Raw genomic sequence first — 11,313 nt, 5'->3', positions numbered from 1 at the left:
CCGCGGAGAAACCGATGAAGGACTTCGAGACACAGAACGTGGGCACCTGGACCACGTACGGCGCCCACCAGCTCGCCAGAGACATCGAACTGCCGGAGCTGGACGGGTGGGTCTGGGACGTACCCGAGGCCGGGTTCGGGGCGGTGGGCACGGTCTGGCAGTACGGCCACAGCGTGGTCCTGGCGGCCGTACGCCGGTGAGCACGGGACCTCGGGCCTGGACCTTGGAGAGTGGGCCCCGACCAGGTGGGAGGCGTACCCGAGCGGCGAGCGGGGTGACGAGATCGCCGCGTACCTGGACACGACCCCCGAGCACGGCCCCGAGTGGACCAGTGCCCTCGTCCAGCCCTACCGCGCCGAGGCCGACAAGCCGTGCGTGGAGCGAAGGCAAGTGGTTCCACTCGAACGGCGGGTGAGGGCCCTCGTCTACACGCGGATGACCTGAGGGCCGAGCAGCGAGTACCGGTGTGCCTCGGCCGAAGGAAGTGCCGAGTCGGTCACGATCGCCTCGAACTCCCGTACCTCGGCGAACCGGGCGAAGCTCACCGCTCCGAACTTCGTGTGGATCCCCGCGAAGACCCTGCGCCTCGCCGAGCGCACCGCCTGTGCCTTCACCTCGCCCACGGCGGGGTCGGGAGTGGTGAGCCCGTACTCGCGCGAGATGCCGTTGGCGCCCACGTACGCGAGGTCGATCACGAAGCCGGCGAGCATCTGCCTGGTCCAGTGGTCGACCGTGGCCAACGTGCGGCCCCGGACACGCCCACCGAGCAGCAGCACCGTTCCCCGCTGCCGTGTCGCCAGGAGGGAGGCCGTGGCCAGCGAGGCGGTGATGACGGTGAGCGTCCGGTCGGCCGGCAGGGCTTCCGCGATCAGCTGGGGAGTGAAGCCCTCGTCGACGAAGACGGTCTCCGCCTCGCCCAGCAGGCCGGCGGCCGCCTGAGCGATCCGGGCCTTCTGCGGCACGAAGCGCACGGTACGGGCTTCGAGCGTCGTCTCGAAGCCCGCGCTCTCCACCGGGCAGGCCCCGCCATGAGTGCGGCGCACGAGTCCTTGATCCGCCAAGACCCGCAGATCCCTGCGCACTGTCTCCAGGGACACGTCCAACTTCCCTGCCAGAGCGGTGACTTCCACCGCTCCGCCACGACGGGCGGCCGCGAGAATCGCATGGCGCCGGTCTTCAGGTGTCACAGCCCTCACCACTTCCCTCAGGGGAGGCCCGGAGACGGCGTCCAGAACCTCCGGCGGGAGCCGATGCGCCCCAGCCGCGATCCATGATGTGACACCCGCCGCCGCGTGCACATGGACTTGGTGACACGTACTCGCCATCCGCCGGCAATGCCCCCGTCGAGCACGAACGGGCACGGAGAGGGCCCCGCCCACCCCGCCAACGGGCAGCGGCAGAGCCGGTTCCAGCCGCCGCCGGCCACGTGATCAGGGCAAACGGTGCCCGACAGTCGGGCATGAACGGGCACCATCTGCGCTGCGAACAGCCTGGCCACGGCCCTTACCGCGCTTGTACAAAATCCCAGAGGCCCGAACGGGCAATCGGCCGAACCGGTGGAAGGTGTGGCGTGGACGCCCAAGAACGCCGACGACGGATCCTCCGTCTCACCCGGAGCGCGGGATCCGTCGACGTGTCCGAACTGGCCGCCGGCTTCGGCGTCGCGAGAGAGACGATCCGTCGGGATCTGAACCTGCTGGAGCAGGAGGGCCTGATCCGCCGCTCCCACGGCGGTGCCCGCCCGCTGGAGAGCGCGGGCTTCGAGTCGACCCTCGTCGAGCGCACCACACGCAATGTGCCGCAGAAGACGCGGATCGCCGATGCCGCGGTGCAGTTGCTCAGGGAGGCTGAGACCGTCTTCATCAACGAGGGCTTCACCCCGCAGCTGATCGCCGCCGCGCTCCCCCATGACCGACCGCTGACCGTGGTCACCGCCTCGCTCGCCGTCGCGCGCATCCTGGCCGACGCCGAGCGGACGACCGTCCTGCTGCTCGGCGGCCGCGTGCGGCCCTCGACTCTGGCCACCGTCGACCACTGGGCCTCGCGGATGCTGGCCGGCCTCGCCATCGACCTGGCGTACGTCGGCGCCAACGGCATCTCCCGCGAACACGGCCTCACCACCCCCGATCCTGCCGTGGGCGAGGTCAAGAGCCTGGCCGTACGCGGCTCCAGGCGCCGAGTCCTCGTCGGGGCGCACACCAAGTTCGGGACCGTCGGCTTCTGTCGCTTCGCCGAAGTCCGGGACGTCGAGGCGATCGTCACGGACACCGGCCTCCCGTCGTCGGAGGCCCAGCGCTATTCCCTGCTCGGCCCCCAGGTCATCCGGGTGTGAACACACCCGCGGCCCGGCCCACCCACCCGCACATACCTCAGGAGGCCGTCATGCCTGTCCGGAAGTCCCGCCGTGCCATACCCACCCGCGTCGCGACGGCCGTCGCGACGGCCGCGCTGCTGGCCGCCTGCAGCGGGGCGGGCGGCAGCAACTCCTCAGGGGGAGACACCCTCAACGTACTCATGGTGAACAACCCCCAGATGATGGAGCTCCAGAAGCTCACCGCGAGCCATTTCACCAAGGACACCGGCATCCAGGTCCGCTTCACGGTCCTGCCGGAGAACGACGTGCGCGACAAGATCAGCCAGGACTTCGCGAACCAGGCCGGTCAGTACGACATAGCCACCATCAGCAACTACGAAGTGCCGATCTACGCCAGGAACAACTGGCTGCACCCACTCGACGGACTCGTCGCGAAGGACTCGGCCTTCGACCAGAAGGACATCCTCGAACCCCTCACCAGGTCCCTCACCGCCGCCGACGGCAAGCTCTACGCGGAGCCCTTCTACGGCGAGTCGTCCTTCCTCATGTACCGCAAGGACGTCTTCGCCGAGAAGGGACTGAGGATGCCCGAGCGGCCGACCTGGCAACAGGTGGCCGACCTCGCCGCGAAGGCCGACGGTGCCAGGCCGGGAATGAAGGGCATCTGCCTCCGTGGCCTGCCCGGCTGGGGCGAGGTGATCGCGCCACTGACGACCGTCGTCAACACCATGGGCGGCACCTGGTTCACCAAGGACTGGCAGGCACAGCTCACTTCGCCCGAATTCAAGAAGGCCACCAGCTTCTACGTCGATCTGGTGCGCGCACACGGCGAAGCCGGAGCTCCGCAGGCGGGCTACGCCGAGTGCCTGAACAACCTCACCCAGGGCAAGTCCGCCATGTGGTACGACGCCACCGCTGCCGCCGGCTCTCTCGAAGCGAAGGACTCGCCCGTCAAGGGCAAGATCGGCTACGTGCGGGCCCCGGTGGACAGGACGGAGAGCTCAGGGTGGCTCTATACCTGGGCCTGGGGAATCCAGAAGGCCGCCAAGAACACCGACAACGCCTGGAAGTTCATCTCCTGGGCCTCCGGCAAGAAGTACGAGGAACTGGTCGGCAAGGAGATCGGCTGGGCCAACGTACCGGCGGGCAAGAGGACATCGACCTATCAGAACCCCGCCTACGTCAAGGAGGCGCAGGCCTTCTCCGCGGTCACCCTGGACGCGATCGGCTCCGCGCGGCCCGACAATCCGGGCGTGCAGGAGCGGCCCGCTCCCGGCATCCAGTTCGTCGGCATCCCGGAGTTCACCGACCTGGGCACCAAGGTGGCACACGAGATCAGCTCGGCGATCGCGGGGCACCAGTCCGTCGACGAGGCGCTTCGGAAGAGCCAGACCTTCGCGGAGAACGTCGGGAAGGAATACCGGTGACCACACAGGTCGGGTCCTCCCCGCCCACGGAGTCCACCGCGCGGGGAGGTGAAGCAGGCGGCCACGCGAGGCGGTCGGGTACCGCGCTCACAGCCGGCGGCGCACGCGCCTGGGCGACCCGTGCCCCACTGTTGCCGGCCCTGGTCTTCCTCATCGCGGTGACCCAGTTGCCCTTCCTGGCCACGCTGGTGATCTCCTTCTTCGACTGGAACTCGCTCGCCCCCGACGCCCGCTCCTTCACCTGGTTCGAGAACTACGCCACGGTCGCGACCGACGCGGCGCTGCGAGAATCGGTCCTGACCACCGTGCTGCTCACCGCGAGCGTGGTGGTGGTGTCCGTCGTCCTCGGACTGCTGCTCGCACTGCTCATGGACCGGACGTTCCGCGGTCGGGGGTTCGTGCGCACCCTGCTCATCACCCCGTTCCTGCTGGTGCCCGTCTCGGCGGCGCTCCTGTGGAAGCATGTCCTCTACAACCCCGAGTACGGCCTGTTCAACGGGGTCTGGAGCGGGGTCTCCGGACTCTTCGGCGACGACTCGCCCGCCCAGCCGGACTGGATCTCCCAGACGCCGCTCCTCGCGGTGGAGGCCGCGCTCGTCTGGCAGTGGACGCCGTTCATGATGCTGATCCTGCTCGCGGGGCTCCAGTCGCGGCCGCTGGAAGTGATGGAGGCGGCCCGCCTCGACGGTGCCTCCGCCTGGCAGATGTTCCGCTACGTCACGCTGCCCCATCTGCGCCGCTATCTCGAACTCGGCGTTCTGCTCGGCTCGATCCACATCGTCCAGAACTTCGACGCGGTCTTCACCATCACCTCGGGCGGCCTCGGCACCGCCAACCTGCCGTACACGATCTACCAGACCTTCTATCAGGCTCATGAGTACGGGCTGGCTTCCTCGGCCGGTGTGCTCGTCGTGATCGGCACGATCGTGATCGCGACGTTCGCCCTGCGGGTGGTCTCGTCCCTGTTCAGCGAAGAGGTGAACCGCCGATGACCACGCACGATGGCGCCACGCTCCCGCCGGCGGCCCGCTCGGCGCGCCGCCGCTCGGCCCGGCTCGGCCTGCTGGCCTGGATCGTCGGCCTGCTCTTCTGCCTGCCGGCGCTCTGGATGGTGCTCACGTCCCTGCACTCCGAGGCGGACGCGGCGACCAATCCGCCCTCGCTCGCCGCCTCGCTCACCCTGGACGGGTATCGGAACTTCTTCGGTTCCGGCGGCGGGGCGGGCCCCTGGCCTCCGCTGATCAACTCCATGACGGCGAGCGTCTTCTCCACCCTGCTCGTGCTGGTTCTCGCGCTGCCGGCCGCGTACGCGCTGTCCATCCGGCCGGTGCGCAAGTGGACCGACGTGATGTTCTTCTTCCTCTCCACGAAGATGCTGCCGGTGGTCGCGGGTCTGCTTCCGGTCTACCTGTTCGCCAAGAACACCGGGATGCTCGACAACATCTGGCTCCTGGTCATCCTGTACACCTCGATGAACCTGCCCATCGCGGTGTGGATGCTCCAGTCGTTCCTGGCCGACGTGCCCGTCTCCATCATCGAGGCCGCACAGATGGACGGGGCCAGGCTGCCGGCGATCCTCACCCGGATCGTCGCCCCGGTGACCGCTCCGGGGATCGCCGCGACCGCGCTCATCTGCTTCATCTTCAGCTGGAACGAGATGCTGTTCGCCCGGGTGCTCACCGGTGTCACCGCGCAGACCGCCCCCGTCTTCCTGACCGGATTCGTCACCAGCCAGGGCCTGTTTCTCGCCCAACTGTGTGCCGCGTCGGTCGTCGTGTCCCTGCCGGTGCTGGCCGCCGGTTTCGCCGCCCAGGACAAGCTCGTCCAGGGCCTCTCCCTTGGAGCCGTCAAATGAGGGCAGCGATCGTCGAGGCACCGGGCAAGGTGGTGGTCACCTCCGTTCCCGATCCCACGCCGGGGCCCCGTGACGTGGTCGTGGAGATCGCCGCGTGCGGCCTCTGCGGAACCGATCTGCACATTCTCCAGGGCGAGTTCGCTCCCACGCTGCCGATCGTGCCGGGGCACGAGTTCGCGGGCGAGGTCGTCGGCATCGGCTCCGAGGTGTCCGAGCTCGGCATCGGCGACCGAGTCGCCGTCGACCCCTCCCTGCACTGCCACGAGTGCCGGTACTGCCGCGCGGGTCGCGGGAACCTCTGCGACCGGTGGGCGGCGATCGGCGTCACCGTGCCGGGCGGCGCGGCCGAGTTCGCCGTCGCGCCGGTGGCGAACTGCGTCCGGCTGCCCGAGCACGTCGACGTGCGCGACGCGGCGCTCATCGAGCCGCTGTCGTGCGCGGTGCGCGGCTACGACGTACTCAGCGGCACGCTCGGGGCGAACGTGCTGATCTACGGCTCGGGCACGATGGGCCTGATGATGCTGGAGCTGGCCAAGCGCACGGGGGCCGCCGCGGTCGACATCGTCGACATCAACCCCGAACGTCTCGCCACAGCCCGGCGGTTGGGGGTATCGCGAGCCGCTGCCGAGGCGGCCGGGTTCGAACGGCCGAGTGGCTGGGACGTCGTCGTCGACGCGACCGGCAACGCGTCCGCCATCCAGGACGGACTCGGACGGGTGGCCAAGGGCGGCACGTTCCTGCAGTTCGGGGTCGCGGACTACGGGGCGACAGCGGTGATCGAGCCGTACCGGATCTACAACCAGGAGATCACCATCACCGGCTCGATGGCCGTTCTGCACAGCTTCGAGCGCGCCGCCGCACTCTTCGCGACCGGCGTCCTCGACCCGGGGATCTTCATCAGTGACCGGCTGCCGCTGGAGCAGTATCCGCAGGCCATGGACCGCTTCCAGGCGGGTCAGGGCCGCAAGATCGTGGTGGAGCCGTGACGCGCCACGGCGAGCCGTGCGCGGGCGGGAGGGATGCGGGCAGGTGGGTTGCGGGCAGGAGGGTTGCGGGCAGGCCGGACGGCCGAGGACGGATCCTGGTCATGGGCGAGGCACTCGTCGACCTGGTTCCGGCCGAGGACGGCGGCCTGCGCCCCCGGCCCGGCGGAGCCGCCGCCAATGTGGCCACGGAACTCGCCCGTCTCGGTGCCCGGACCGCCTTCGCGGGCGCGCTGGGGACGGACTCGTTCGGCCGTCTGATCGAACGTCGGCTCCGGTCGGCCGGTGTGGAGCTCGATCTGTGCGAGCGCCTCGCCTTGCCCACCGCACTCGCGGTGGCGGATCCGGGCGGGCAGGAATCCGGCTACCACTTCCACCACCAGGACACGGCCACCTTCCAGCTCCGTTCCCGAGTGGCCGAGGTGGGCGGCGTGCGTGCGGTCTATGTCGGCGGGCTGGCCGCCGTCGTGCCGCCCGCGGCGGAGGCCGTGCTCGCGACAGCGGTCGCGGCGGGGCGCGACGCGGTGCTGGCCGTGGACCCCAATGTCCGGGTGGACCGCACCCTCGATCCGGCGGGCAGCCTGCACCGCCTACGGGAACTCTGCGCGCTGGCCGACATCGTGAAGGTCAGCGACGAGGACGCCTGTCTGCTCTGGCCCTCTGCCGACATACCCGAGAAGTCATGTCGAAAGCTGGCTGCTGAGGGCCGCCTCGTGCTGCTCACCCGGGGCGCCCGGGGCAGCACCGTCTTCCTGGCGGACGGCGCCGAGGTGTCGGTACCCGCGAAGCCGGTGACCGTGACCAACACGATCGGGGCGGGCGATGCCTTCATGGCGGCCGTACTGGCTCGGCTGGACGACACCGGGGCGCTGGACGGCGAAGGTCCCGGCACCCTGTCGATCGCGTCCGCCCAGGAGCTGCTGCGGTACGCGTCGTCGGTCGCGGCCGAGGTGTGCCGACGTACCGAGGCCCGCCCGGACCACTGACGCCACGCACACGCCGTCGACGGCCGCCGCGAACTCGTATCCTCGCCCGGGGCAGGGCGAACGACGGACGGAAGAGGGCGGCGACGGTGGCGGACACAGGGAGAGGCGGCGGCTCGGCCTCGCTCAGCGCGCGGGCGCGTGAGGCCGTGCTGCAGCGCATCGTCGACCGGCGGTACGCGCAGGGGGCCCGGCTCGTCGAGCGTGAGGTCGCCGAGGAGCTCGGCATGTCGCGCGTCCCGGTGCGGGAGGCGTTGCGCGCGCTGGTCGCCGAGGGGCTGCTGGAACTGCTGCCGAACAGCGGGGTACGCGTTCGGCGCCTGGAGCGCGTCGACGTGGAGCACCTGTACGAGGTCTGGGAACCGCTCACGGTCCAGGCCTCGCGGCTCGCGGCGCGGGCGGTGGCGGCCGGCGGCGACGAGGGGCTGGCCGCACTGGAGAGGACGCTGCGGCAGGCCGAGTCGGCGGCCGCGGCGGACGAGGGGACGCGTGAGGTGGCGGCCCACACGGCCTTCCACGAGGGCGTCGTGGCGATGGCGGGCAACCCCTTGCTGGCCAGGACGATGGAGCAGCTGAGCTGGCAGTTGCGGCTGCTGTTCGGCCTGCGCGAGGAGCCTGCCCATATGCGGGCCCAGCATGCCGAGATGTACCGGCACATCGCCGCCGGGGACGCGGAGGCCGCGGCGGCGTGCACGCTGCTGCACGTACGCGACAGCAGGGCCGTCGCCTTGCGGTCCCTCTTCGGCACCGACTGAGTCTTTTGTATACCGCTTGCATTCCCGCGATACGGGCGGATGGCTCCCATCGCCCTTACTCGGTACTACATAGGGGCATATCCTCCATCTCTTTCGCGACCCTTGCTGGGTCCAGGTTGGTTGGTATACAAAACGGGGACCCGTCGATGCCCTACGTCCCCAGGGAGTCCCCATGTGCGTCGAAGCCACGCCGCCGCCCGCCGGCCGGCTGACCCGTCGCGGTGTCCTCGCCGGTGCGGCCGCGCTCGCCGGGACCATGGCCGCCGCCACCGGCCCGGCGGTGGCCGCCCCCGGCGGGACCGGCGGGAACGGAGGAACCGGCGGCGACCTCGTGATCGAGGGCGGCACGCTCCTCGACCCGGGCACCGGCGAGGTCGTCGAGGACGCCGTGGTCGTCATCGTGGACGGGACCGTCCGTGCCGCCGGCCGTCGGGGCGGCGTCACCGTTCCGCGCGGGGTCGAGGTGCTCGACGCGCACGGCCGCTGGGTCCTGCCGGGCCTGGTCGACGCGCACATCCACCTCAGCACCGCCGCCGAAGCCCGTGCCGCCGTCCGCCAGGGCGCGACCAGCGCGCGCAGCGGGTCGACCTCCTTCTACCAGGACATCGCCGTCCGCGAACTCGCCCGGCACAGCCCCGCCCTCGCACCCCGGTTGACGGCCGCCGGCGTCTTCGTCACCCCCGACCTCGGCGAGACCGTACTCGCCGACCCCGACCTCACGCCGCTGGCCCGGCTCAAGGACGGCGTCCGTTCGGCCGAGGCGCTGCGCCGGGTCGTCGAGGTCAACCTCGCCCGCGGCGCGGACGTGATCAAGACGCGGGTCAACGAGCGCGCCGGGCTCCCGGAGCAGGACCCGCTCGCCCAGGTGTACTCGTACGAGCAGCTCGCTGAGATCGTGGCCGCGGCCCGGCGTCGCGGCAAGGGCGTGCTCTGCCACAGCTACAGCGAGCAGGGCTGCCACGACGCCGTCACGGCCGGCGTCCGCTCCCTGGAGCACGGCGCGTTCGTCGGCGAGCGCACACTGCGCGAGATGCGCCGCAGGGGTACGTACTTCACGCCCACCCTCACCGCCATCGCCGGCCTGGCCGAGTCCACGAACCCGGTCCTCGCCGAGCGCGGGCGCGCCTACCTCCCCGTCCTGAAGAGCGCGGTGCTCGCGGCGCACGAACTCGGCGTCCCGCTCGCCGCCGGCACGGACTCGTCCGGCGGTACGGTCCGCCCGATCGGCCGGGAGGTCGAGCTGATGCGCGCGGCCGGTCTTCCGGCGCTCGACGCGATCCGTACCGCCACGACCGGCGCCGCCCGCCTCCTCGGGCGGGAGCGCACGGTGGGCCGGCTCGCGCGCGGCTTCGCCGGCGACGCGATCCTCGTCGACGGCGACCCGCTGGCCGACGTCACCGTGCTCAAGCAGCCGGTACGGGTGGTCCGGGCGGGCCTCGCCGTCTGACCCGGACGGCGGCGCGCTCCGAAGCCCGCCGCCGTTGCCGTCGCTCCGAGCCCCGGCCGCCGTCGCTCGTGCGTCCGCTGCCGTTCCGTACGCCCAAATCCCGTTCCATGCACGCCGGTTCCGCCTACCCCCGGCGCAGTTGCCCGTGCGCCCGCCGCCCTTTCTCGTAGACCCCCCTTCCTCCGCGCCCTCACCCCGAAGGAGCCCCATGCAGCCGACTTCGTCATCCCCCAGCTCGCTCTCCCGCCGCACGATGCTGACCGGTGCCGCCGCCCTGGCCGGTGCGACGGCCACCGGCGGTGTCGCCGCCGCCGCGCCCACCGCCGCGCCCGCCGGTGCGGGGCATCGTGGCAAGGCCGTGGTGTTCCGTGACGTACGGCCGTTCGGGACCGCGAAGTCGACGGATCTCGTGGTGGTCGACGGCCGCGTCTCGGGCGGTCCGGCGCCGCGCGGCGCGAAGGTCGTCGACGGCGGCGGCCGGATCGCGCTCCCGTCGCTCGTGGACGCCCACATCCACCCCGACAAGACCACCTGGGGCGGATCCTGGGTGTCGCGGCGGCCGGCGAGCGGCATCGCCGACTACGTCGCCCAGGACGTGGAGTTGTTCCGGAGTCAGCGCCGCCCCGTCGCGAAGCGGGCGTACGGGCTCATGTCCCACGCCGTCGCGCGCGGCACGCGGGCGATGCGCGCCCACGCCGACGTCGCCCCGGCCTACGGACTCGCGGGCGTCGAGGGCCTGGTGGAGGCCCGTGAGCGGCTGCGTCACGCCCTCGACGTGCAGATCGTGGCGTTCCCGCAGCACGGTGTCGTCCGCACCCCGGGCACGGCGGAACTGCTGGAGGAGGCGGCGCGCTCGGGCACCGTCGACATGATCGGCGGCATCGACCCGATCGGTTTCGACCACGCTCTCGACGAGCAGCTCGATCTCGTCTTCGGCATCGCGGACCGGCACGGTATCGGGGTGGACATCCACCTGCACGACGACGGTGAGCAGGGCATCAAGGCCATGCGCGGCATCATCGAGCGCACGCGCGCGCTGTCCCTCGCCGGCAAGGTCACCGTCAGCCACGTCTTCTGCCTGCCGGGTCTGACGGACCGTGAACTCTCCGTCATCGCCGCCGACTTGGGCGAGCAGGACATCGCCCTCACCACGGTGGCTCCGTCCGCCTCCCTGGTGCTGCCGATCGCCCGGCTGCGCGAGCACGGCGTCCGGGTCGGGCTCGGCTCCGACGGTGTGCGCGACTCATGGAGCCCGTTCGGCAACGCCGACATGCTGCACCGCGCCCATCTGCTCGGCTGGGTGACGGACGTACGTCTGGACGAGGAGCTGACGAACTGTTACCGCGTCGCGGCCCACGGCGGCGCGGACGTGATGGGCCTCGCCCACGCCGACCTGGAGCCGGGCGCCCCGGCCGACTTCGTCCTGGTCGACGGCGAGTGCCTGCCTCAGGTCGTCGTGGACATGCCCCGGCGGGACGTGGTCGTCCACGGCGGAGTCGTCGTCGCCCGCGACGGGGAGTTCCTCGACTGACGCACGCGGCACACCGGG

Annotated in this window: 10 protein-coding genes and 1 pseudogene; 10 read left to right on the top strand and 1 reads right to left on the bottom strand. The window is 71.1% G+C overall.

Annotated elements, in window-relative coordinates:
- Positions 1-200, top strand: a pseudogene (locus Q5762_RS17390) (hypothetical protein); the annotation flags it as partial.
- A gap of 225 nt (positions 201-425) precedes the next feature.
- On the opposite strand, the gene Q5762_RS17385 reads toward Q5762_RS17390, so the two are convergent.
- Positions 426-1,187: a DeoR/GlpR family DNA-binding transcription regulator gene (locus tag Q5762_RS17385; RefSeq protein WP_315893025.1), complete on the bottom strand. Its 762-nt coding sequence runs from the start codon at positions 1,185-1,187 to the stop codon at positions 426-428.
- Positions 1,188-1,570: 383 nt separating this feature from the next.
- Between Q5762_RS17385 and Q5762_RS17380 the strand changes: the two genes are divergently transcribed.
- The 9 genes from Q5762_RS17380 to Q5762_RS17340 all read left to right on the top strand — a co-directional run bounded on the left by Q5762_RS17380 (position 1,571) and on the right by Q5762_RS17340 (position 11,295).
- Positions 1,571-2,332, top strand: coding sequence for a DeoR/GlpR family DNA-binding transcription regulator (locus tag Q5762_RS17380; protein ID WP_315893024.1), 762 nt, complete (start codon positions 1,571-1,573; stop codon positions 2,330-2,332).
- A gap of 50 nt (positions 2,333-2,382) precedes the next feature.
- Positions 2,383-3,741 (top strand): sugar ABC transporter substrate-binding protein, encoded by a 1,359-nt coding sequence (locus Q5762_RS17375; protein ID WP_315893023.1) that lies wholly within the window; start codon positions 2,383-2,385, stop codon positions 3,739-3,741.
- Complete coding sequence (locus Q5762_RS17370) at positions 3,738-4,733, top strand: sugar ABC transporter permease (protein ID WP_315893022.1); 996 nt, start codon at positions 3,738-3,740, stop codon at positions 4,731-4,733. Before Q5762_RS17375 ends, Q5762_RS17370 begins: the two co-directional genes overlap by 4 nt.
- A complete protein-coding gene (locus Q5762_RS17365) occupies positions 4,730-5,596 on the top strand; it encodes a carbohydrate ABC transporter permease (protein WP_315893021.1) in 867 nt (288 codons plus the stop codon). The genes Q5762_RS17370 and Q5762_RS17365 overlap by 4 nt, the downstream gene beginning before the upstream one ends.
- A complete protein-coding gene (locus Q5762_RS17360) occupies positions 5,593-6,582 on the top strand; it encodes a zinc-dependent alcohol dehydrogenase family protein (protein ID WP_315893020.1) in 990 nt (329 codons plus the stop codon). The genes Q5762_RS17365 and Q5762_RS17360 overlap by 4 nt, the downstream gene beginning before the upstream one ends.
- 101 nt (positions 6,583-6,683) lie before the next feature.
- Positions 6,684-7,565 (top strand): PfkB family carbohydrate kinase, encoded by an 882-nt coding sequence (locus Q5762_RS17355; protein WP_315893019.1) that lies wholly within the window; start codon positions 6,684-6,686, stop codon positions 7,563-7,565.
- Positions 7,566-7,651: 86 nt separating this feature from the next.
- Positions 7,652-8,317: a GntR family transcriptional regulator gene (locus tag Q5762_RS17350; RefSeq protein WP_315893018.1), complete on the top strand. Its 666-nt coding sequence runs from the start codon at positions 7,652-7,654 to the stop codon at positions 8,315-8,317.
- 172 nt (positions 8,318-8,489) lie between these two features.
- Positions 8,490-9,764 (top strand): amidohydrolase family protein, encoded by a 1,275-nt coding sequence (locus Q5762_RS17345; protein ID WP_315893017.1) that lies wholly within the window; start codon positions 8,490-8,492, stop codon positions 9,762-9,764.
- Between the two features lie 208 nt (positions 9,765-9,972).
- On the top strand, positions 9,973-11,295 hold the full coding sequence (locus Q5762_RS17340) for an amidohydrolase (RefSeq protein WP_315893016.1): 1,323 nt from the start codon (positions 9,973-9,975) through the stop codon (positions 11,293-11,295).
- The last annotated feature ends 18 nt before the right edge of the window (positions 11,296-11,313 follow it).

Source organism: Streptomyces sp. P9(2023) (genome assembly GCF_032436795.1).
Lineage (GTDB): Bacteria > Actinomycetota > Actinomycetes > Streptomycetales > Streptomycetaceae > Streptomyces.
The sequence above is the reverse complement of the archived record's forward strand: the minus strand, read 5'-3'. Positions and strand labels throughout refer to the sequence as shown.

Excerpts from the sequence above, each read along its gene's own strand:
- Q5762_RS17375 (WP_315893023.1), top strand. The coding sequence starts at position 2,383 with ATGCCTGTCCGGAAGTCCCGCCGTGCCATACCCACCCGCGTCGCGACG.
- Q5762_RS17360 (WP_315893020.1), top strand. The coding sequence starts at position 5,593 with ATGAGGGCAGCGATCGTCGAGGCACCGGGCAAGGTGGTGGTCACCTCC.
- Q5762_RS17355 (WP_315893019.1), top strand. The coding sequence starts at position 6,684 with ATGGGCGAGGCACTCGTCGACCTGGTTCCGGCCGAGGACGGCGGCCTG.
- Q5762_RS17340 (WP_315893016.1), top strand. The coding sequence starts at position 9,973 with ATGCAGCCGACTTCGTCATCCCCCAGCTCGCTCTCCCGCCGCACGATG.
- Q5762_RS17345 (WP_315893017.1), top strand. The coding sequence starts at position 8,490 with ATGTGCGTCGAAGCCACGCCGCCGCCCGCCGGCCGGCTGACCCGTCGC.
- Q5762_RS17365 (WP_315893021.1), top strand. The coding sequence starts at position 4,730 with ATGACCACGCACGATGGCGCCACGCTCCCGCCGGCGGCCCGCTCGGCG.